Source organism: Paenalicyclobacillus ferrooxydans, assembly GCF_001399675.1.
In the GTDB taxonomy this organism is placed as follows: Bacteria; Bacillota; Bacilli; order Alicyclobacillales; family Alicyclobacillaceae; genus Alicyclobacillus_B; species Alicyclobacillus_B ferrooxydans.
Genome location: NZ_LJCO01000072.1, coordinates 47,582 through 71,171 on the forward strand (window position 1 = coordinate 47,582; position 23,590 = coordinate 71,171).

Below are 23,590 nucleotides of genomic sequence, written 5' to 3' on the forward strand. Positions count from 1 at the left end.
GTCGCCTCCCAGACTGATGAATTACTCAAAACAACCTTGGCAACTCCTCTGCAAAACGTTCCGCATTCGCCGGCAGACTGCCCTGCGCTCGGTAAACCATCGTAATGGTGCGTGAAGCCGGAGGCTCATCCATGAGGCGTATCACGGCGAGGCGGCCTGCATCGAGATCGTCACGAACACACGACCTCGGTAAAAAAGAGATGCCAAATCCAAACTGGACCAACCGGTTGATGGCTTCAAGGCTGTCTACTTCGAGTGCCGGGAGCAGTTGCACCCCCCTTGATTCGAGCAGGTCTTCGACCAACCGGCGCAAGCCGGACCCTGCCTGCATGACAATGATCGGGTACCCCTGTAAGTCCGATACCGTGATCGCCGAACGAGTAGACAACGCATGACTTGGCGGGGCGACGAGCAAAAGGTCGTCCTTATAGAGCGGTTTTGCAACCAAATCGGCCCGTTCAGGGTTAACTGTTGTCACAATCCCGATATCGATCTCGCGGGCAGACAACATCGCATCAACATCACTCGACGATCCGGTCCGCAGATGAAAGGTCACTCCTGGGTGGAGGTTGCGGTACATGGCAAAGGCCCCAGGCAACAGGTGAATCGCCGGCGTGACTCCCGCCCCGATGTACACGGTGCCTGCCTCCGGATTCGCAAGCGAGTTTAACTCTTCGCGGAGCTTGTCATCGAGGGCAAGCAGTCGTTTGGCAGTCCGGTACACAACCTCGCCCGACCGGGTCAAGACCAGCCGGCCGCCCGTACGCTCGAACAGTGGTTGGTGAAACTCCGCCTCTAGTTGCTGCAGCTGTCGTGTAACGGTAGGCTGCGTCACATGGAGCGCTGCCGCTGCTCGCACCAAAGTGCCGGATTCTACACTCACAACGAATGTACGGTACAAGCGGTTCAATCACAACACCTTCCTTGCCGTTCTTCAGCATTCTTCAGGATTCCTCGTCATCAAAGCGAACACGGACGGAAAAACTAGATCAGAGACAAAAGCGGATATACGACATCCGCATAGTTTCTATGTATTAAATTCATTTTACACATACCCGTCGAAAACTTACACTACAGAAGGAGCAACACGTCAGAAACATCGCCACGAGGGCGCACGGAGCCCGATAAAACAAAGTAAGCAAATGTGTTACAAAGGGAGTTGTTACGAATGGTTCATGCAGTTGTGGGTGCCCAGTACGGGGACGAAGGCAAGGGTAAGATGGTCGACTACTTTGCTGTTCAGGCAGACATGGTCATCCGCTTTCAAGGCGGCGGCAATGCCGGTCATACCATCGTGAACGAGGCAGGTACGTTTGCCTTACACCTCGTTCCGTCCGGAATCTTTAACCCGAACACCATCTGCATCCTGGGGACTGGTGTGGTGATTCATCCGGCGAACCTCGTGAAGGAACTGCAGTCTCTGCAGGATGCGGGCATCTCCACCGACAAGCTGGTCATCTCTGAACGTGCTCACATGGTGATGCCCTACCACCTGTGGCAGGACGCGTACGAGGAAGAAGTCCGGTCGAAAAAGGTGGGTACAACCCTTCAAGGCATTGGGCCCGCATACCAAGACAAATCAGGACGCTTCGGCATTCAGATTGGTGAAATGCGCGACATGGAGCACTTCCGTAACCGCGTCGAGACTGCATATGCACTGAAGTTGCGACGCATGCCGGGAATGGAACACCTCTGCGGTTCATTTGATGAAATGTGGAACGAACTGATGGCTGCTCGTGACGTACTTCTTCCATATATTACTGATACTCTCCCTTTGATTGAGCAGGCGGTTCGCGAAGGAAAACACGTATTGCTGGAAGGTCAGCTAGGAATCATGCGCGATCTCGATTGGGGCGTCTACCCCTTCGTCACGTCTTCGAATCCAATCAGCGGCGGTGTGGCAGCAGGAGCAGGTGTTCCGCCGACAGCCATCAATCGGATCACTGGCATCACCAAAGCCTATACTACGGCCGTAGGTGAAGGCCCATTTCCTACACTGTTAACCAACGAGATTGGAACCTATCTGCAGGAAAAAGGCCATGAGTACGGCGCTACCACCGGTCGTCGACGTGCCTGTGGTTGGCTGGACATCCCAACACTCCGCTACGGTGCATGGTTGAACGGCTACACAGAGCTCGCTATGATGAAACTCGATGTGCTCAGCGGTTTGGACGAGATTCAGGTCTGCACTGGCTACGAGCTAAATGGCGAAGTGTACGCGAGGCCATTACCGGCATACGAATTAGAACAGGCTGTTCCACAATATGCTAAGTTGCCTGGATGGCAGGAAGACATCTCTGAATGTCGAAACTTTGGGGAATTACCGATTGCGGCGCAAAACTTTGTAATACAGGTTGAAGAGTGGACCGGCGTGCCGATCACTTACGTGTCTGTTGGCCCCGATAGAAAGCAAACGATTGTCCGCGGGTAAGCCCGCGTCCTAAAACGGATGGGACTTGCACGCTGAGGTCAATCTGGGCACAGAGCAATTCAAGTATCAGGAGGAGAGACAATCATGAGCGAACCGTTGGACCCGATGCGGCCATTGCCCACCTCGTTATTTGTCTCTCCCCGCATGTTGGGCATCGTGATGGTGCTCATCGGATCGACTTTATGGGGCGTGTCTGGAACCGCTTCTCAACAATTATTTCAGCACGATGGCTTTTCTGCAGCATGGTTGGTCGACGTCCGAATGGGGTTATCGGGGATTGTCTTGCTTGTCTCCGTAGTCTTTACACAAGGTACGCCAAAACTGTGGGCAGTTTGGAAGCGCCCACGGGACGCATTCCACCTGATTGCCTTCTCACTCGCGGGCCTTCTCATGGTGCAGTACTCGTACTTGGCGTCGATCCACGACGGAAACGCAGCGATGGCAACTTTCCTGCAATACCTAGGACCTGCCGTGATTCTGCTGTATGTAACGCTGAAAGCCCGGCGCCTGCCCACCCAAATTGAGGGGGTGGCGTTGGTGTTTGCGCTCGTGGGTACGTTTTTATTGGTAACCAACGGCGCGTGGGGAAAGGTCGTCGTTCCCCCTGCGGCTGTCATCTGGGGCCTGATCTCCGCCATCACGCTCGCCATCTACACAGTCTCGCCGTACTCCTTGATTCGCAGATATGGGTCAGCGCCGATTATCGGCTGGGGGATGTTGATCGGATCCATCGGATGCTCTATGGTTGCCCCGCCTTGGCAAACGGGTCACAGCCGCTTCTCGACGGGATCGCTCATCCTGATTGGCTTCGTCGTCGTTTTTGGAACGCTGCTGGCGTTTTACCTGTACCTGAGCAGCACAAACTACATCACCCCATCTGAAACCAGCCTGATTGCATGCATGGAGCCGTTGTCAGCCGCGGCAGCCTCCGTCATCTGGCTTCACACCCACCTTGGGGTCGCAACAGTCGCGGGTGGTGTATGCATCCTCATCACTGTCATTCTCCTGGGAGTAAAATCGAACACTCCCTCTGGCAACTGAAGTCTGACTCACACTGCATTGTACAAAATTCTCTGCTTGATTTGCACGCTGTAGAGCGTGTGATCATGTCCTTCCACAATCGCGGCCAGGGCTAGGACGAACCCTTCCGCATCTCCTTCTATAAACGGATTTGGGATGAGATGCGCGCGTCCGTCTACCAGGTAAACGAGTTCACTGTCCCCCGAGAATTGTGTGTCGTTGACGCTTGACCACAGCATGAGGAATTCACCAGCCTGACCCCAAGTTTGTTGAAACCACTTGGTTAATTCGTGACAGACACCGTTGCTGTCAGCGGCCGTATACCCGCTGTCCCACATACTTGTCGTGTAACTGTGATCGCGAAGAAATCGTGCAAACTCCATCATCACTGACTGTGCCAATCTTGATTCCCCCATCCTCGCCTAATTTAGTGTTCCATCGGAACAGGAGCCCCCGATGAAGCGTCGCCGTTGACCGTGCTCGCCTGCACGTAACTGCGGCCTTGCCAACGGTCACCGCGAAGGCGGCGAAATACCAGCCCCGCCCGGATCCACTCGTCGAGACACATCCCCCACCACATTCCGTACAACGCGCCGTGCCAAGTGATACCAAAGAGGTATGCGAAGATGACTGACAGCCACACAAATGTGCCGGAATTCCACATCAGCCACTTGTTATCGCCCGCACCCCGAAGTGCGCCGCCGATGACCATGTTCACTGCCTTGGCCGGCTGAGCGATCGCGATAATCCGCAATACGCCAGTCCCCCACCTGATGACGGTCGGGTCGTGTGAGAAGACACGAACGATGTCCCCACCAAACAAAAACAAAAGTCCGCCGGTGAGGGTCATTAACAAGGCACCCAAAATGATACCCTGGTTTGCGATCTCCCTGGCACCCGTGTAATCCTGGCGGCCTATTCGGTGTCCCACTAGGATCGAGATACCTTGAGAAAGCCCCATGCCGACCAGGAAAGACATCGATTCCACTGCAGACGCATATGCGCGCGTCGCAACTGCATAGGCACCAAGCAGAGACACAAGGGAGACAATCAGAAACTGTGTCAACTGATAGCTGCCCAGCTCTACGGCCGATGGGACCCCAACCCGGATAACGTCCCAAGTAAAGTGACCTCGCTTCCACCACGCGGACAGCCCCACCTTTGCAGGCATCTTCGTGTAGAGCAGTCGACACATCAGGACGGTGCTGACCACCCCTCCAAGCGCGTTCGCTCCAACGAGCCCCTCAATCCCAAGCTCCGGCAGTCCAAACCCCTGATACACAACGACTGCATTGCCACTCACTGTCAAAACGACATTCAAAATCGATAAATATAAAACCGGCCGGGTGCTGCCAAAGCTGCGGAGTATACCTGCCGCCAACATGGAGACAGACTGCAACGGGAGCAAAACACTCATCCAGCGCAGATAAAGACGCGCAGGCTCGAGAATCAACGCGGGTGTATGCAACAGCGTCAGCGCGATCCAAGGTTCCGCCATCATAAACACCCCGACGATGATGGAGACGAGCAGATTCAGCCGCATAGCTTCGACGACAATCCGACTCGTCGACAAACGCTCCCCTGCTCCAAAGTATTGCGCGACGAGGATATTCGCACCGATCCCGACAATGCCCATTAGCATTCCAACAATCGATAGAGCTGTGTTCGCCGTTGCAACCGCGGCCACAACCCCGTCTCCGAGACGGCTGACCATGAACGTATTCATGTTCATGATGAACATCTGCACGCCCATTTCGAGCAATATCGGCCATGACAAGGAAAGGATCTCTCGGTACGATCTCATGAAGTCTTCATCCCTTCCACGAAAACAAATCTGAGTACGGCTCATCCAACAATTCGGGTGCCGCGAAATCCGAGTCTGTCGGTGCCGCACTATTCCCAAACAAAAGAAAATAGAGTCCCTTCGGAAACACCCCTGCGTCAACAGTGTATCAGCCTCTGTCAATAACGGATGTTGGTTCTTGTTCGCGAATATGAGATGATGGAAGGAAGATATTTCTGCGTGAGAGGGACGAAGTATGGCAAACCAATCGGTGACCATTAAGGATGTCGCAAAAGCCGCTGGCGTCTCGATCACCACTGTATCGCGGTTTCTGAATCGTCGATATGACTCGATGAGCGTGGAGACCAAACAACGGATCGAGCAGGTCATCGCAAAGCTTCATTACCAACCCAATAAAATGGCCCAGGGTCTGAAGGGACAAAGCCGGACCGTAGCAGTTGTTGTCGTCAATCTCGGCTATCCGTACGCTGTCGCTGTGATTCGGTCGATCTCCTCTGTACTGAATGCCGCAGGCTACTCGCTTCTGGTCTGTGAATCCTCGGGGGACCGCGAGCAAGAGGCTCAACTTCTGCAGTCATTGATGGCTCAAGGAGTGGACGGGATCATCATACAGACGAGTGGAGACAACAACGAGCTTTTGGAGCGGATCGCGCTGGAAAAACCAGTGGTGCTGATGGACCGGCAATTCGACATCCCATCAGCTATCAATGTGATCACGGATAATCAAGCTGCATCACAGAAGCTGACAGAACGACTCTTTGAGGAAGGCTACCGCAGCGTCATCTACGTATCCGAACCAACGGAGGGATTGAGTACGAGGGAGCTGCGACTAAAGGGGTACGAAACTGCCTGCGATTTGTCTGGCGCTTCCCCAGACGTTCGCTGGGTCCTGCGCGAGGATCCCGCCTCAGTCGATGCGCTGGTTCGCGAGTTGGCTGAGCATCCGCCAGAAAGACCATTTACGGTTTACACGGCAAATGGTCTCGTTATGCTCGATTTATATCCGCGGCTGGTGCAACTGCCTTACATGGTACCCACCGAAATGGGGCTAGCGACCTTTGACGAACCAGATTGGGTTCACGTAACCAGCCCACGGTTGACATGTGTGCGGCAGCCCACGGATGAAATCGGAATCGCCGCAGCGGAAGCTGTCCTGGACCGGCTTGGGATTTCGGAGGCTGTTCTGGACCGGCTTGGGATTACTGTGGATTCAACAGCAGATGCCACACGAACCCTTGCGTCCGAGGTCATCTGGAACAGGTCAACAACCCGGCGCAGTTAACCGTTTTGCGCCGGGGATGCGAGTCCAAGACCGATCGCCGCGTGTTTGAACCGGTCAAACCTCGTCAAGTGTCTGATATGCTCTTTCTCATCCGGTTCATGCCGCTGATGTGACTCGGTAGGCAAACTGACGTCGCTCCACTGCCGCTCTCCAGTCGCTAGCTCTGCCAACCAAGCGGCTCCTACTGAAGAAGCATCGCCCTCGTCGTAATACTCAACCGGGATCGCAAATACATCTGCCATTGTCTTTCGGATCCACTCCACTTCGAGGAGCCCCCCGGAAGCCATCAAACGTGAAGGTATCCCGGTTTGTTCAAACAGCCCCGTCGCGATCCAGTACGCGTTATACAACACACCCTCAACGACTGCACGCAACAGATGCGTCGGCTGATGATGCAGTTCGAGACCAACCCATGCTCCGGTTGCGTCCGGGTTCCACAGCGGCGCGCGCTCTCCCGCTACATATGGCAAGCACAGCAGGCTTCCGGTATCAACATCTCCGGCCTCTTTCAGGGCTCGACTGAGACCTTGTGCAAGCTGGTCTTCGTTCAGGCCGCCCATCACCTGACGGTACATCCGTTCCACTGAAACTCCTCCGCTGTTGCTCGGTCCACCAATGACGTACTTCCCATCACTCAGCACATAGCAAAACGACCGTGTTGCTTCATGTGTAGCCGGTACATCAACTGTAACCCGCAGCGCACAACTGGTTCCAATCGTAATAACCATCGTGTCCGATCCGATGGCTCCGACACCAAGGTTCGCCAGAACCCCGTCTGTGGCTCCAATGTTGACTGAAGCGACGCTGTCAAGCGGCAAGGCTGAGAGCACCTCGCTCTCCTCGACCAAGCGGCAAAAAGTGGTCTGTTGAATGTCACTAAGTTGATCCCGTTTGACCCCAAGGAATGCGAGCGTTGCCTCGTCCCATTGGCGGGTGGCGGTTGCGTATATACCTGTAGTACTCGCCATCGACTCATCGACCTGCCACGCACCGAACCACCGAAACCAAATCCACTCTTTCAGTGAGACGAACTTGGCTGCAGACTTAATGAGTTCGGGACTATGCTCCTGCATCCACAGGAGCTTCATGGCCACAGTCATGGGATGAATCGGGGTCCCCGTCCGAGCATACATCTCCCTGCCAGCCGTACTCGCCCACACTCGTGCAGACTCCCCTTTGGCCCGAAGGTCCATCCAAGTCCACGCAGACGACAACGGGGCACCTGTCTGATCCACAGCCAGCACGCTATGCATAGCAGCACTGAACCCAATCTGTTGCACGTCGAATTTGCCTTTGACGGCTTCAACGACGACAGAAAGGGCCTCCATAACTGCATCGTATACAATAGGTGCTTCTTGCTCTGCCCCGCCCTCGTCTGTGTAGCGGATTGGAAGGATTACTTTATGATAAGCAACCTGCTCTCCGTTCTTTGATAAAGCAATGACCTTCGCTGATGTTGTTCCGATATCAATACCAATCGTGCACGATGGCGCCATGCACACTCTCCCCCATCCCAGCAAACAAGTGCCGCCCCTCAGCCGCCAGGGCCAAAGGAGCGGCACACGATGTATATTTCAGTACTGATACTTTCGTTTCCTGTCGACTTACCCTTTTATCGCGATGCCCGACCTTCGTTGTACGGAGTCTTAATGGGTTCAATTCGCCCCATGAGGAACAAGAAGCACAAGATGCCGACAACGAGCGCGATCGCAGCCACTAAAAACCCATCTGCAAAAGAGCCTGTACCGCCAGCAATGTAACCAGTAATAATCGGTGCCGCGATACCCATCAGGTTGTTGACGAAGTTCATGATACTTCCAACGGTACCAACTGTTCCCTTTGGCGCAATGATGGCTGGAATACTCCACCCGATTGGTGCCGCAAAGGCGAGGCCGCCGAGTGCAATGGAGATATAAATGATGGCGACATTCGGGTTGTTTGTAAACGCTGCTCCACCAACCGCGAGTCCCAAAATCATACCAATTGTGAACAACGTTTTCCGCACCTTCGACGGATTATATCCCTTCCGAATCAGCGAGTCTACCAAAAATCCGCCGATGAGGAAGTCAGTAATTGTAGCAATCAACCATGGTATGGCAACATATCCACTACTCTTTAACACGCTCATTCCCATCTGTTTCTCCAGGTACCCTGGCAACCACGTCAAGAAGAGATAGAAAGAATATCCATAAGCAGCAAAACCGATTGTCAAGCCCCAAACTTTTCTGTTGCTGAGCAGGAATCCAAGGTTTCGACCGACACCGCCTTCAGCTTCACCCTCTGACTGCCCGCCGCCTTCTGCAATGTACTCCAGCTCTTCTTTCGTGATGCTTCGATGCTCTTTCGGATCGCGATACCAAATCCAATAAATCACAGCGTAAATGGCACTCAGAACACCGGTCATCAAAAAGCCGCCGCGCCAAGTCCAGATTGTCACTGCCCACGCTACCAACGGAGCTCCGATAACGTTCGAAAACTTCGCTGCCGCGTCGAACATTGATGTGGCAACACCACGTTCCCGCATTGGAAACCAGTAGCCAGTGGCCTTCGACGCGCCAGGAAATGCCGGTGCTTCAGCGGCACCCAACAGAATCCGGGACAAAATGATAAGTCCCATACCGCTGACAATGGCTGTCATAAAAGTGGCTAAACTCCATACCACAGTACCAACACGCATCAGCCATTTCACGCCGATTTTATCCAACAACGCACCAATCGGAATCTGTAACAAAGAGTACGACCAAGCAAAGGATGACATCAGGACACCCCATTGCCCAGTTGTCAGGTGAAACTCGTGCATCATCGGTTTGGTAGCAACCGACATATTGGTGCGGTCAAAGTAGTTAATAAGAACGCCTAAAAACAAGACGACCGCGATGCTCCAACGGACCTTTCCACGTCGCATAGACAAACCCTCCTTAAGTCATCAGTGTTCCCTTATTCGGTTGTCTCATGAACAGGGAAAACATTTTACGAAAACGTTTTACTAAGTATTTATCAGAATGAGAGTTGTGTCAAGAGGCCCGGATTTAGATAGTTTTTACAGTACCCTTTGAAACGCTGATTCATTGATGTGCGACGGGTACCATGCCAGAACTCAGCTCTTGACGACCACCTGCTGCGTTAAAGGAACTCAGTTCCGCTAGGCCTCAGCTCTTGACGACTCCCACCTGCGTTAAAGGAACTCAGTTCCGCTAAGCCTCAGCTCATGGCGACCACCTACTGCAACACAAGAGCAAGAGGTCTATGTACGCGTTGCGGCCTTGAGAGCGGTGGTTTTCTATGTTGCCTGTTGCCTGTTGCCTGCCATCGGCGCCCATTGAAGTCATGAAGAAAGGCACCCCGAATCGGGGTGCCTTACCGTTGAATTGAATTTGGAAGTCGTTTGTGTTTAGGCGTGCGTCAGCCTTTAACCCCCCGCGACGACCGCCGGACCCAACCTGTCCCACGGGCCGCGCACAGCCTACATCTACACCCCTACATCTACGCCAAGAACTGATACTGTGCTTCCACTAGGCCGTAGTAGTGTCCACGCTCACGCATCAGTTCGGCATGCGTACCGCGCTCCACAATCTCGCCATGATCAAAGACGAGGATCTGATCAGAGTCACGAATGGTCGACAGTCGATGCGCCACAACGAATGCGGTTCGTCCGGCTAACAGCACCTGTAGACCCTTTTGAATCAAGTGCTCTGTGTAGGTATCGATGCTCGCTGTCGCCTCATCCAGGATGAGGATCCGCGGGTCAGCCAGGATGGCCCGCGCAAACGAAAGCAGTTGCCTCTGCCCCATCGAGAGGCGGCTGCCACGCTCGCGGACCTCTGTGTGGTACCCATCCTCAAGCTCGCGGATAAACTCATCCGCATACACAGCAGTTGCAGCAGCCATCACGTCTTCATCTGACGCATTCGGGTTGCCATACCGAATGTTGTCCATGATGGTGCCTGAGAAGATGAAGGTGTCCTGCAGAACAATGCCCACTTGAGAGCGGAGACTCTGCGACTGAATCGTCTTAATGTCCGTACCGTCGACCAGGATGCGCCCAGAAGTCGGATCGTAAAAGCGTGCTAACAGGTTCATTACCGTACTCTTTCCAGCACCGGTGTGGCCGACAAGCGCGATGGTCTGTCCTTGCTTCACATGGAAGTTGATCTCGTCAATGGCTTTGCGTCCCGGTTCATATTCAAACGTAACGTCTTCGAAAGTAACCGAACCCTCAATGTCTGCAAGGTTCTTTGCTGTTGGCAAGTCCTGTACCGTCGGTGTGGTATCGAGGTACTGGAAGATCCGCTCTGATGACGCCATCGCGACGAGCAACTGATTGTACAGCTGACCAAGCTGCGAAATCGGCTGCCAGAAGTTACCTAGGTAGTTCGCGAAGGCCACCAAGAGACCAACCGTAACCATGCTGCCAGGGGTGCGAAGCAAGTGAACACCGTATAGGAACAGCACTGCACTGCCGATGGCACCTGTCAAGTCAACCATGGGTCCGAACAAGATACTCACGCGTTGCGCACGCAAAAAATAACGCACCCAATCGTAGTTCATCCCCTGGAAAAACTGCTGGTTTTCATCTTGGCGGGCGTAGGACTCCGTGACGCGCATCCCTTGAATCGCTTCGGCAAGGTGCGCATTTAACCGTGACAGACGTATGCGGACCTGCTGCCAGGCACGCCGGATCGTCAAGGTCAGTCGAGTCGACAACAGGAACATGATTGGAACAATGATCATCGTCACCAATGCGAGTTTTGCATTCAGCGAAACCATGATAATGATAATCCCGATCAAGGTGAACACGTTCGTGATACTGTTGATGACACCGTTTGTGAACAGGTCCTGAAGCGAATTGACGTCGTTCATGATCCGGACCAAAACCGATCCGGCCGGACGACTGTCAAAGAACCCGAGAGACAGCCGCTGCACGTGGCTGAATAACTCTGCCCGAAGGCCTTGAATCACGCGTTGTCCGAGCAGGTTTGTCAGGTAGATGCGGTAGTGACTCGCCACATAATTAAGCAGGTACAACGCCAGTAACAGGATGCAATCAATCAGCAGTCGGTGGGTGTTATCCTTTGAAATCGCCGTGTCGATAACTTTACCGACCATGAACGGCCCAACCAGGGTCGCCACCAGGTTCCCCAACGTGGCTGTCAACGCGAGTGCAATCAACTTCGGATAATTCGTGACATAGTGGAACAATCGCTTCATTTGACCCAATTGGAACTTCTTCTCGAGAGCTTCGTCGTCTTTGTAGATAAACGGGGCTCGCAGGTTGGTGTCAGTGTGTTCGATGGTCCCTTCCGTTACTGCAACCGTCTTCGTTATCTCTGCATGACTCACTCGACACACCCCCCGCCAGGTACAGCAACACCGCTGAATCCGCCCGACGATTTCCCGGCTGCCTGACCCACAGCCTGACCAAGCGGCTGCCCCGTTGCCTGAGCTGAAGCCTGACCAACCGACTTCCCTGTTGCCTGCGCTGAAGCCTGACTGGCGGCCTGGCCCGAGGCGACAGACTCAAAGTCCTGGAACTGCATATCAAAGATTTTGCGATACAACCCTGACGACTCCTTCAGGAGTTCATCATGTGTACCCCGTTGCACAACGCGGCCGTGTTCAATGACGAGGATCTGATCGGCTCGCTTCACCGAGCTGATACGGTGCGCAATGATGAATGTCGTGCGTCCCTTCATCACTCGCTCAAGGTCCTGTTGAATCTTGAACTCCGTCTCCATGTCAACGGCACTTGTCGCATCGTCGAGGATGAGGATGGACGGGTTCATCAGAACGGCTCTTGCCAGCGCGATCCGCTGCTTCTGACCCCCAGACAACCCGAGTCCCCGCTCGCCAACGAGGGTGTAATACCCCTCCGGTAGTCGTTCGATAAACTCTGCCGCATCTGCCATCTCTGCAGCTCGCCGTACATCTTCCATGGTCGCGTTCGGACTGCCATACGCAATATTCGAGAAGATGGTGGTCGAGAACAGGAATGGTTCCTGGAAGACGACTGCAATCTGCCTGCGCAGGGATTGCAGGTCCCATTCACGAACATCTACGCCGTCGATTTTGACCGATCCGCTGTCGACGTCATAGAACCTCGGGAGCAGGTTGACCAGAGTCGACTTTCCAGCACCAGTAAGCCCCACGAGCGCGATCGTCTCGCCTGCCGTCGCACTCAGCGATACATCGCGGAGCACGGCTTCTCCGTCATAACGCATGTTGACACCGGAAAAATCAACATTTCCGAGCATCTGTACGGTATGGTGCTGACCTTGGTCACCGAGTTCGTCTGGTGCCTCAAGGATTTCCAGTAAGCGGTCTCCAGCGGCCACCGCTTGGGTCAGGTTATTGAGGAAGAACCCAAGGTTGGAAAGCGGCCAAATCAGTGTCCAGACGACGCTGAGGAAAGCAACGAGATCGCCAAGATTCATCCCTTTGTGGTGACTGATGACCAGCCACCCACCAATGAAGAGGATGAGCACCACGCCGAAGTTGCCAACAAATTCGATAAACGGGAAGAACTTTTTCCACAACTGAGTGGCATCCATATTCGCATCAAAATAGTCGTCATTACGCCCGTTAAACTTGACAATCTCGCGGTCTTCCTTGGCAAAAGATTTGACCGTCCGCATCCCCATGATGTTCTCCTGAACACCAGAGTTGAGCGTGCCGAGGGTTTTTCGAATGTGACGATAGGTCGGCCGAAGGCGACCGTCAAAACGGACCGCAGTGACGGCTAGAATCGGCAACAGGCATGCAATTACGAGTGCCAGCCAACCGTTCATTGACACCATCAGCCCGAGCCCGAATACACTAGTCAGAAACAGACTCACAAGGTTGTTGATGCCGAACGCCAAAAACATCCGAAATGCGTCCAAGTCGGCTGTCATCCTGGACATAAGGTCTCCTGTGTGAACCTGATCGTAGTAGGCAAATGGCTGAGTATTCAGCTTGCGGTACAGGGAGTTTCGCAGATCATAGCCGGTTTTGCTTCCAAAGACTTGACCTGAGTACTGGAATGCGAAGTTGAAAATCCCTTTCACCACGGCAGCGCCAATAATTCCTGCAACCAACATGGGCAATTCGTGATAATGGCCGCCGATAATGACTTGGTTCACAATGGTCTTCAATAGATACGGGTAGACGAGTCCAAGAGCGGTCGCCAATACCAGAAGACCAAGGCTCAGGTACAAAAAACGACGATAGGGACGATAGAATCTACTGAGCCGTCGAAACACGCTTGCCAATCCATTCCCCCCTCTAAACACTCCAATCGGAACAAGGTCCTCCGAAAACAAGGTTCCCCACCACCAGGTCCCTTGAGAACGCGGCACTCGTCCCGATTGGCAGATCGTGCAGAAATCAGCCCGTCGAAAGGTAACGGATTTCCGACAACGTAGTTGTGATTTAATCACAAATCCGAGGAGATGAGAATGACCGATTTTGCAGATTCATTTCCGATTTGGCTATTTTCAGGTTTTATTTCATGTTCGCACGGAACTGCTTGGGAGACATACCATAATGAGACCGGAATAAGCGGTAAAAGTAGGAGTAACTTCGAAATCCTGCTGATTCAGCAGCTTCCTCGAGGGTCATGCGGCTGAAGCGAATCCGCTCACAGGCAGCATTTAAACGGGTTTCCTGCAGAAATTGTACCATTGTTTGGTCGAAGGTTTCTTTGAACAAGTGTACGGCACGCGAAACACTCAGCCCGACATGGTGAGCAACATCCTGAATCAAGATGTCATCCCCAGCATGCTGCTCGAGAAACGTTTTCATTTGGTAGGCAACGAGAGACTCCCCAATTGCCAGCGTTTCGGACTCACTCTGAGCCGCGTCATCGAGATGTAAACAGAGCGCACGAAGGATGTAATCATAAACCTTACTCTTGTTTCTCAAATTTCCTGGACGCGCTCTCTGTCCGCCTTCGTAATGCCAGACGAGCTGGCGCCAGAGGCCGAGGGTCTCATCCGACAGAGGGATATTCACCTTGCACGGACGTTGTTCACTTCCCCACCACTGATCAATCCATCGTCCCCGGCAAAACACATAGTAGTCCACGCTGAGGGTAGATGCCGTCGTCGACTTCACACCCGATAACGGGTCTGCCTCAGCCTCATGGGCCAGTGTCCCAATCGATAGCATGTAGGGATCGCCCGGGGCATAACACAATAAGTCACCGGGGCGAACATCAACAACTTCACCGCACACGAGTGCCCTCGCGAACCCCTCAGTCTGCAGCCGAATGAGATAGGAAGCGAGCCCTTCGCGAGCAGACGCGTGAAACGGACCATCGTGAACTGCATAGCCAGCAGCAAGCACATGGGCTCCCGTGATTGCGCATTCTCCGTGCATGGACTCACCTCCCGTTTACAAACCATTTACCTAGACTTCCCGACCTAGGCTTCGAATCTAGACATCGCGATCTAGACTTCCGATCTAGACTTCCGATTCTAGACTTCGAAATCAATCTGCGACTTGCGCCGCTCTTCGGCCCTATCGATGGCAAGCGACAAGAGTGCATCGATGAGCTGCCGATACGAAAGGCCCGTTGCTTCCCACAGTTTCGGGTACATGCTGAAGCGAGTAAAACCAGGCATCGTGTTGATCTCGTTGACGAGCACCCTGTCGGTCCCCTTTTCCACAAAGAAGTCCACACGGGCCAATCCGCTGCAGTCCACTGCCTGATAGGCCAGCACTGCAAGACGACGAATCTCATCCATCACTTCTCCTGAAACTGGGGCCGGGATCAATAGACTTGACTCCCCATCGAGATATTTCGCTCGATAGTCGTAGAACTCATTGGAAGGGACGACCTCACCCGCTACCGATGCTTTCGGTTCGTCATTGCCGAGGACAGCAACTTCCACCTCGCGAACATTGGCCCCTTCTTCAATGATGACCTTTCGGTCATATCGGGCTGCCAAGACGATGGCCTGACTCAGCTCCTCGCGCGATTTCGCCTTTGAAATACCCACACTTGACCCGAGGTTTGCCGGTTTCACGAAACACGGATATGAGAGTGCTTCTTCTACCCGCGAGATAACGAGGTCTGGTTGCTTTTCCCACTCCGTCCGCGTGCAGTACACGTAGTTTACCTGAGGCAGGCCGACAGCCGCAAAGACACGTTTCATCAGGATCTTATCCATACCCACGGCTGATGCCGCCACCCCGGCCCCTACGTAGGGAATGTCGAGCAGTTCAAACATCCCCTGCACAGTGCCATCTTCACCGTATGAACCGTGCAGCACAGGAAACAACACATCGATGGACTCTGCCACGTGGCCGGGCAGAACACTTGATCCGCCAACGGGTTGAAGAGCCTGCGATGAGTTTATCTGCTCACCGCCGTCGTGTAGCGCAGCTGTTGTGCCTGTATCTTGCGCGCCGGCTCCGGTACCTGCCTCTTGCGCCTCGGTACCTGCTGCATCGTTCGCCATGCCATCACCTGTTAACAGCGCTTCTCCGGAGCGCGGCGCGGCGAGGGTTGCCCACCCACCGTCAAGGAACCGTACAGCATTATCACCAGAATGCCAACGTCCGTGTTTGTCGATCGCGATTGGCACCACATCGTACTTGGTTCTGTCCAACGCCTCCATCACGGACTTCGCACTTTCAATCGAGACTTCATGTTCTCCGGACTTTCCACCGAATACTACACCTACTCGTATTTTTGCCACAGTTGCCAACCCCTTTTTCGTGAAGCACCAATGCGGGGACCTAGATTGGAGCATTAGCGTTTCCATTATATACGATATCGGCGCTGTTTCGGCAGATAACGACGGCATCGGTCGAAACTCCCAGCTATGGATCGGATCGCCGTAAAAAAGCCGAAACCTACAGACACAGCGATAAACCAAAGTGTGCAGGTAAGGCAATCAACGCATGGCTCCACACCCGCAGTGATTTCATGAAAACAGTCTATTACTGGACGGGTTTACCCGTGTCAATCGCCTATATGTCCCTCATACACTAAACCCGTGTGCTACAATCCGAAGTGATCGTATTTGAAATGCGTGAGACTGGAGGATCATGAATGACTCCCATAACGGCTGCCGAGTTGGCACAGATTGTAGACGGTGAACTCATCTCTGGAGACCCCGGAGTACAAATTCGCGGGCTCAGCATTGATAGTCGTGCTATATCCGAAGGTGACGTATTTGTCGCATTTGACGGCGCTAAGCTCGATGGTCATCAATTTGTCATCCCGTCGTTGTCCAAGGGTGCCAGCGCGGCCTTGGTCACTCATGACCTGAGTGAAGTTCAAGCTGATATATCTAACGCTGGTCACAGCGCTCTGTCTCTTTCAGAAAGTGCCACCACTGCAGGCACGGCAAACCCGAGCATGAACGGGAAGGCCGTGATTCGGGTACAAAACAGCCTCGATGCTGTACAGAGACTGGCCATGTATGAACGATCACGATTCTCGGGCCCGGTTATCGGCGTAACCGGGAGCAACGGCAAAACCACCACGAAAGACATGCTAAAAACCGTGTTCTCGACTGGCGGGCCCTGCCTAGCCACAGCTGGCAATCTCAACACGGAATTGGGACTCCCGCTCACCTTGCTAAGACGTCAAGGAACGGAGACATCCATCGTGCTCGAGATGGGTATGCGAGGCCTGGGGCAAATCACAGAATTGTGTCGGATCGGCCAGCCGACAGCTGGAATCATCACAAACATTGGCCAGAGTCATCTCGAACTATTGGGGAGTCAAGAACGGATCGCTCAGGCAAAAGGCGAACTTCTAGAGGCTTTGCCGAGTGACGGAGTTGCGGCGCTGACTGCGGGTGACCCGTGGCTGGAACGCATCTACACGCGGTGCAAGGGACGGGTTTTATGGTACGGGCTGAGCGAACAAGCAGACGCCTTCGCTGGCGACCTCGAGCCGACTTCCACGGGAACTCGGTTCCGTGCTACCGTCCTTGGAAAATCAACAGTGGTCGAGTTACCGACACCTGGGCGCCACAACGTAGTGAATGCGCTTGGTGCGTTGTTACTTGGCGCGGTACATGATCTCTCCCTGGACGCCATGGCTGACGCACTGCGCAACCTGCCTGCATCCGTCGGTCGCCTGCGGATTTTTCAGGGGCGGGATGGTCGAAGCGTGATCGACGACTGTTACAATGCAAGCCCGCTGTCCATGAAGGCCAGCCTCGGCGTTCTCATGGAGATGGAGCAAAGGGAGCAGGCCAAAGATGCGACATCCGTCGCCATCCTCGGTGACATGTTTGAACTGGGAGATTACGAGGAGGCAGGGCACAGAGAAGTTGGACGCTTTTGCGCGGAGATTGGCGTGACCCGACTCATTACGGTCGGTGAACGAGCCAAGTGGATCGCAAAAGAGGCTGTGGCTGCTGGTCACCCACAGGTGCGCCACTTTGCGACCAAACAGGAACTTCTCAGCGAGTTGGAAGGCGAAGGCGTTGTGCCGACGGAAGCAACCGTGCTGGTCAAGGCCTCACGCGGCATGGCACTCGAGGACATTGTCGCAGCGCTGTAAAGTCAAGGACCCTGAACGTACTGGCGGGGCCTGACGGATATTTAGGTGGGTGCGTTAAGTCGCTCCCGCCGACTTAACCGGTCCGCCAAACGTGTATTAAGTCGCTGGTACCGACTTAACCTGCCCCGCCGGCACCACGTACAGTTAAACAGAATGAAGCCGCGCCAACGGGCGCGGCCACCTAATTATTCCTTAATTACACCAATAACACCGACAGGAGAACGTGGCACTATGGCACCCGGCCACAGTGCGCCTGAGCCCACCCCCAAATCGGTCATGGCCCCGGCGGCTCGGCAGCCCTATGGCCCCTGCAGCGGACATCTAAAGACGCCCTTGCCGCCACGCCACTGCTTACCGATTCAAATCGAAAGTCGCGTGCACAAAGGCCTTAACGCCCATCGGCAGTGACGCCTCGTCCACGGTGAATCGTGGATGATGGTGTGGATAAACGATGTTCTTCTCCGCATTGCCTGCGCCGACGAAGAAGAACGTGCCCTTCGCGGCAGTCTGATAAGCTGAGAAGTCTTCCCCGCCCATCGTAGGCACAGCATCTTCCACAACGTCTTCGGCAAACGCGCTCACAAGAGATGCGCGCAGTTTCGCGGCAACCTCTGCGTCGTTGATCACGGGGCGATAACCCTTCTCATATTCAAACTTATAGGTAGCACCGTGTGCTTCGGTAATGCCCTTAACGACGCGTTCCATCAGGGCAGGCACTTCATCGCGAAGCTCCGGCTTGAACGATCGAACGGTCCCGACCATCTCGACGGACCCCGGAATGACATTGTGTGCTGTCCCTGCGTTGAACTGTGTGACGGAGAGTACGAGCGGATCGAGCGGGTCCGTATTTCTCGATACGATATGCTGAAGGTTTGTGACCACCTGTGCTCCAATCGCAATGCTGTCAATCGTCAAATGCGGTTGTGCTGCGTGGCCGCCTTTGCCCAGTACAGTAATATGGAAGGTATCCGGTGCGGCCATCATCGGGCCTGCACAAATCCCGATCTTACCCACTTCAAGCGGCGCCCACAGATGAATGCCGATAACCTGGGAGACTCCGTCCAACACCCCCGCCTGCACGAGTTCCTCTGCACCACCTGGGAAGAGTTCTTCCGCGTGCTGGAACAGGAAGCGGACCTCGCCCGGAACTTCAGCCTGCAATTCAGACAGGATCTTCGCTGTCCCCAGCAACATGGCTGTATGACCGTCGTGCCCACAGGCGTGCATGACGCCTTCGTACTCAGACTTGAATTCGAAGTCATTCTCCTCCGCAATCGGAAGCGCGTCCATATCCGCTCGGATCGCCAGCACACCACCAGGTTGTCCCCCCTGAAGTTTTGCCACCACGCTCGTTTTCGTCGGCCGTGACAGCTCCAGGTTGCCGAAGGAAGATAACGTATCGTACACAAACTGTGCCGTTTTTTCTTCATGGAAGGACAACTCCGGGTGTTGATGCAGATACCGTCGCCAGGCTACAACCTGCTCTGTTACCTGTTCTACCTTTTTGTCCAGTTGATTCAATACTACTGACATCGAAACGACTCCTCTCCCAAATAGACTCATGTCCATTGTCACACGACGATCCGATCCGGTCCTTGGCCTCGCCGGTTCCCCTTATGACGATCCGATCCCACACCTTGGCCTCGCCGGTTCCCCCTGCGACGATCCGCTTCCGCCATGCCTAAGCCTCGTTCGCGAACCTCAGCAAAGTACCGAGCAGGACATCCGCAGCCATAGCGCAGTCTTCCTGCGAGGTGTATTCCGCCGGATTGTGGCTGATTCCATCCTTCGAGCGTGCAAAGAGCATGGCAACAGGCCAGCAACCTGTAAACTGCATCCCGTCATGGCCGGCGCCGCTCACGACCATTGGAGGGTTCAAGCCGAGTTCGTCCGCGGCCTCTCGCATGAGACCCTGCAGTTTCTCATCACAGGTCACTGGGGCCACACGCTGCAGGGTATCGATTTTGAGCGAGACGCCCCGCCTTCTGCAGATTTCCTGGGCTTGCTGGAGAATCCTCTCCTCCACCTCATCGCGCGTCTGTTCGACGACATCCCGGAGGTCGAGCGTAAACTCCACACGTCCCGGAATGATGTTGACTCCCCCTGGCGTCACGGTCATCTGCCCTACCGTGCCTACGGTTCGTTCCTTCTGGCCCGCTTCACGCTCAATCACAAGGAGGACCTCGGCGGCAGCTGCTAACGGATCTTGTCGGCCTGGCATCGGCGTTGTGCCTGCATGCCCTGCCTCGCCTTCCAAGGTGAACTTCAGCCATAATGGCCCTGCTATACCTGTCACAATCCCGACCGGCTGTTCCGCACGCTCGAGGACCTTCCCCTGCTCGATGTGCAGCTCCAGATAACCCTTAACGTCTTCCGGCGATCTCGCTGCATTCCTCACCGCCGCCGGGCTCAGCCCCTGCTGTTCCATGGCTTCCGCGACCGTGATGCCGTTCGCATCCGCGTGCTCGTAAAGTTCCTCTGATGTCAGTGTCCCGGCTATACCACGGCTGCCGATCATGCCGTAACGGAACCTCGCCCCTTCTTCATCCGTAAACGCCACAACCTCAATGGGATGGCGAGTCTCAACGTTCGCCTCTTTCATCGCAGCTAACGCCTCAATCGCCGCCAACACGCCAAGCGGACCATCGAAATCTCCGCCATTCGGGACCGAATCGAGGTGCGATCCCACGAGTACCACCGGCAACCCTGCCTCGCTGCCCTCTCGTCTGCCAATGAGGGTTCCTGTCTCATCCTCACGAATCTCGAGGCCTGCATCTTTCATAAACCCTGTCACGCGGTCTTTAATCGCCCGTTCCTCCGCTGTGAACGAAAACCGGGATACACCGCCGTCCGGTGTTGTACCAATTTCATGAAGAGTCTGGATACGTTGCCATAGCCTTTGCGCGTCTACGTTCAAAACAATGCCTCCCTGTACCGTCTATCAACAGCGTGACCTGCTCAAGCCGCAAACGGCATTTTTAAAAAAACCTCTCCATCTAAGTTAGCATGGAGAGGGTAACTTGGGCTACACTTTGCTGTTTCGTGGCCGTCGCCCCGAGTGCCTCACACCCGGCGCCTCTCATAAGCCGCCGCTCTGGACATCTCTACAACATTCGTCTCGATCTCCACATAGACAGACAACGCCGTAAAGCCTGTCAGCAGCTCAATCCCTTCCTCGACGCTCTGAACAGCCCAGATGTGGAACTGCCCATTCCGAACAGCGTCGACCACTTCCTCCGGCAGAAACAGGTTTGTGACGTTTTGGCGCGGAATCATCACCCCTTGTCGACCTGTTAGACCCTTGGCTTTACAGATGTAAAAGTAACCTTCTATCTTCTCATTGACCCCGCCGATCGGTTGGATTTCGCCGAACTGATCGACCGATCCGGTCACCGCGATCCCCTGTAGGATAGGTAACTCACTGAGCGATGACAAAAGCGCGTACAATTCTGTGCTTGATGCGCTGTCTCCATCAATTTTGGAGTATGTCTGCTCAAATACAATGGTGCCAGACACCGCCATCGGCATCCGTTTGCCGAACTCTGCCGCGAGGTATGCACTGAGGATGAGCACCCCTTTGTCGTGAATCTGTCCGCTCATCGCTGTTTCGCGTTCCACATTGATAACTCCGCGCCTGCCAACGTATGTCCTCGCGGTAATCCGGTGTGGCTGGCCAAACGACACATTGCCGCTGGCAAGGACGGCGAGGCCATTGATTTGCCCGATCCGCTTGCCGTCCGTATCGACCCTGATGGTTCCATTGAGAATCATCTCGAGCACCTTTTCCTTTATGAGGTCTGCCCGATGGACCTTTGCACTGAGTGCCGAGTTGACATGCTGTTCTGTGACTGTGTTTGCACCTGCTTGCTGCGCCAGGTAACTCGCCTCTGTGACAAGCTCGATCACAGGATGAAACCTCGTTGATAACTTTCGTTGATTGCCAGCCAAGCGCGCGCTGAAGTCGATGATCTCGGCAACAGCCCCCGCAGTGAACGGCGGCAACTCGTGGGCTTTCGTATAGCTTGCGACAAAGTTGGCGTATTGCCTCGATGCCGCAGCAGAGCGCTCCATCTCAGCGTCAAACTCCACTTTCACCTTAAAATGTTTTTGCATGGCATCGTCGTATTCATACAAAAGATGGTAGATGTCCGGTGTGCCAATCAAAATCACTTTAACTTTGAGTTGGATCTCCTGCGGCCGAAGGCCCGTTGAAACCATCCACATATTCTCTTCCTGTGGGTTATCGATGCGGATTTCACCATTTTTTAGTGCACGTTTCAAAGCGGTCCATGCGGCAGGATGGCTCAGAAGATCGATAGCCTGAACAATCAGGTAACCGCCGTTAGCGCGGTGCAGAGCTCCGGGTTTAATCAGGGTGTAATCAGACACCATGACTCCCCTGTTACCGCGGTATTCTACTTTTCCAAACAAGTTGAAATACGTGGGGTTCGGTTCGATGATGACGGGCGCTCCTGCCGAATCCGTATGATCCACCATCACATTGACCTGATAGCGAATTCGCGGATCGGGTGGTACCGCGCCAAGCAGAGCGGCATCCGGTGTTGTCGGTTCCGGATCTCCGTGAAATAGAGCGTGGTTTGCAATCACATCCTCCTTGACGCGCTGCAGGTAGCGTGCGACGTCCTCCCCCTGGAATTGCAATCTCAGTTCATCAAACAAGGGCTCAATCGCGTAAGCACAAGTCTTTTCTTCCAGCATCTCTTCTGCTGTACTTGCCTCTTTCTGTATGCTCTTGATTTGCCGCATGGCTTCCTCGAATGACTGCTCGAGTTGTTGCTGACGTGTGCGGACGGCAGCCCTGGCTGTATTCGACAGCTGTGCGAACTCGTCGGAAGGAATGGGCCGGCCCTCTGCATCAAGCGGGATCGTCACCATGCCTGTTGCCGTGCGTTGCAGCACCAATCCGAGTTCGTGTGCGCTAGCCTCGAGCAGGCTCCACACCTTCTCCGCTCGCTCATTGAATTGATTCATCAGTTGCGTGCTCTCTGCGGCGTACGCGTCGCTATCAAAGTACTGGGTGAGTGCCTTTTCCAGGTCCTTGACGAGTCTTTGCATCGCACTCCTGAACCGGACACCCTGCCCTGGGGGAAACTGCAAACATATTGGTTCGTCCGGGGCTTGAAAGTTATACACATAACACCAGTCATTCGGGACCGGCTTGCTTCTCGCCACTTCGAACACTTGTGAAGCTGTATACGTGGTCCTGCCCGTTCCCGGAGGTCCTACAACGAAAATGTTGTAACCTTCCGCATCGATTGACAAACCAAACGCCAGTGCCTGTACAGCCCTGTCCTGTCCCACCATGGTGTCACTCAATCCCGGCAGCTGCGACGTGTCCTCAAACCTGAGTTCCTCCGTACTTGTATGAACCCGCAATTCGTCAGCAGATAATTCTCTAAGTTTGTATTCCTCTTCTGGCAAAAGCAACAGCATCTGCAGCACCTTCCTCTCAGGGACCTCGGAAACGCACATAGCCACAAGGCGACGGCCTTGTGGCTGAAATCTGTGGTTGAGGCGCATTGCTGTGCC

At 54.3% G+C, this 23,590-nt stretch carries 16 protein-coding genes; 4 read left to right on the forward strand and 12 right to left on the reverse strand.

Annotation, left to right across the window (positions count from 1 at the left end; genetic code table 11):
- Positions 1 to 25 precede the first annotated feature (25 nt).
- Positions 26 to 910, reverse strand: a complete 885-nt coding sequence (locus AN477_RS16625; RefSeq protein ID WP_054970297.1) for a LysR family transcriptional regulator — start codon at positions 908 to 910, stop codon at positions 26 to 28.
- Between the two features lie 258 nt (positions 911 to 1,168).
- Here AN477_RS16625 and AN477_RS16630 point away from each other — a divergent pair, with 258 nt between their 5' ends.
- Positions 1,169 to 2,431 carry an adenylosuccinate synthase gene (locus tag AN477_RS16630; RefSeq protein ID WP_054970298.1) on the forward strand — a complete coding sequence of 421 codons (1,263 nt, stop codon included), beginning with the start codon at positions 1,169 to 1,171 and terminating at the stop codon, positions 2,429 to 2,431.
- Between the two features lie 84 nt (positions 2,432 to 2,515).
- Positions 2,516 to 3,472 carry a DMT family transporter gene (locus tag AN477_RS16635; RefSeq protein WP_054970299.1) on the forward strand — a complete coding sequence of 319 codons (957 nt, stop codon included), beginning with the start codon at positions 2,516 to 2,518 and terminating at the stop codon, positions 3,470 to 3,472.
- 8 nt (positions 3,473 to 3,480) lie between these two features.
- Here the strand turns inward: AN477_RS16635 and AN477_RS16640 are convergent, their stop codons facing one another.
- Together AN477_RS16640 and AN477_RS16645 are read right to left on the reverse strand one after the other, a co-directional pair.
- Complete coding sequence (locus AN477_RS16640) at positions 3,481 to 3,852, reverse strand: hypothetical protein (protein WP_054970300.1); 372 nt, start codon at positions 3,850 to 3,852, stop codon at positions 3,481 to 3,483.
- Positions 3,853 to 3,878: 26 nt separating this feature from the next.
- Entirely contained in the window at positions 3,879 to 5,255 is a 1,377-nt protein-coding gene (locus tag AN477_RS16645; RefSeq protein ID WP_054970301.1) for an MATE family efflux transporter, read from the reverse strand.
- Positions 5,256 to 5,490: 235 nt separating this feature from the next.
- Between AN477_RS16645 and AN477_RS16650 the strand changes: the two genes are divergently transcribed.
- The gene (locus AN477_RS16650; protein ID WP_054970302.1) at positions 5,491 to 6,537 is read left to right on the forward strand and encodes a LacI family DNA-binding transcriptional regulator; all 1,047 of its coding nucleotides are present in this window, start codon (positions 5,491 to 5,493) and stop codon (positions 6,535 to 6,537) included.
- On the opposite strand, the gene AN477_RS16655 is transcribed toward AN477_RS16650, so the two are convergent.
- The 6 genes from AN477_RS16655 to AN477_RS16680 all read right to left on the reverse strand — a co-directional run bounded on the left by AN477_RS16655 (position 6,534) and on the right by AN477_RS16680 (position 16,217).
- Positions 6,534 to 8,033, reverse strand: a complete 1,500-nt coding sequence (locus AN477_RS16655; RefSeq protein ID WP_054970303.1) for a gluconokinase — start codon at positions 8,031 to 8,033, stop codon at positions 6,534 to 6,536. The genes AN477_RS16650 and AN477_RS16655 overlap by 4 nt on opposite strands.
- Positions 8,034 to 8,149: 116 nt before the next feature.
- Entirely contained in the window at positions 8,150 to 9,442 is a 1,293-nt protein-coding gene (locus AN477_RS16660) for an MFS transporter (RefSeq protein WP_054970304.1), read from the reverse strand.
- 578 nt (positions 9,443 to 10,020) lie between these two features.
- Entirely contained in the window at positions 10,021 to 11,877 is a 1,857-nt protein-coding gene (locus AN477_RS16665; protein WP_245631867.1) for an ABC transporter ATP-binding protein, read from the reverse strand.
- Positions 11,874 to 13,775 (reverse strand): ABC transporter ATP-binding protein, encoded by a 1,902-nt coding sequence (locus AN477_RS16670; protein WP_342668569.1) that lies wholly within the window; start codon positions 13,773 to 13,775, stop codon positions 11,874 to 11,876. Before AN477_RS16670 ends, AN477_RS16665 begins: the two co-directional genes overlap by 4 nt.
- Positions 13,776 to 14,016: 241 nt before the next feature.
- Positions 14,017 to 14,892: an AraC family transcriptional regulator gene (locus tag AN477_RS16675; RefSeq protein WP_054970305.1), complete on the reverse strand. Its 876-nt coding sequence runs from the start codon at positions 14,890 to 14,892 to the stop codon at positions 14,017 to 14,019.
- 98 nt (positions 14,893 to 14,990) lie between these two features.
- Positions 14,991 to 16,217 (reverse strand): D-alanine--D-alanine ligase family protein, encoded by a 1,227-nt coding sequence (locus AN477_RS16680; protein WP_054970306.1) that lies wholly within the window; start codon positions 16,215 to 16,217, stop codon positions 14,991 to 14,993.
- 356 nt (positions 16,218 to 16,573) lie between these two features.
- Between AN477_RS16680 and AN477_RS16685 the strand changes: the two genes are divergently transcribed.
- Positions 16,574 to 18,040 (forward strand): UDP-N-acetylmuramoyl-tripeptide--D-alanyl-D-alanine ligase, encoded by a 1,467-nt coding sequence (locus AN477_RS16685; RefSeq protein ID WP_054970307.1) that lies wholly within the window; start codon positions 16,574 to 16,576, stop codon positions 18,038 to 18,040.
- 351 nt (positions 18,041 to 18,391) lie between these two features.
- Here the strand turns inward: AN477_RS16685 and AN477_RS16690 are convergent, their stop codons facing one another.
- The 3 genes from AN477_RS16690 to AN477_RS16700 form a co-directional block, all read right to left on the reverse strand.
- Positions 18,392 to 19,573: a M20 family metallopeptidase gene (locus tag AN477_RS16690; protein WP_083486369.1), complete on the reverse strand. Its 1,182-nt coding sequence runs from the start codon at positions 19,571 to 19,573 to the stop codon at positions 18,392 to 18,394.
- A 148-nt stretch (positions 19,574 to 19,721) separates the two neighbouring features.
- On the reverse strand, positions 19,722 to 20,957 hold the full coding sequence (locus tag AN477_RS16695; RefSeq protein ID WP_054970308.1) for a Zn-dependent hydrolase: 1,236 nt from the start codon (positions 20,955 to 20,957) through the stop codon (positions 19,722 to 19,724).
- 146 nt (positions 20,958 to 21,103) lie between these two features.
- Entirely contained in the window at positions 21,104 to 23,494 is a 2,391-nt protein-coding gene (locus tag AN477_RS16700; protein ID WP_054970348.1) for a Lon protease family protein, read from the reverse strand.
- Positions 23,495 to 23,590: the final 96 nt, after the last annotated feature.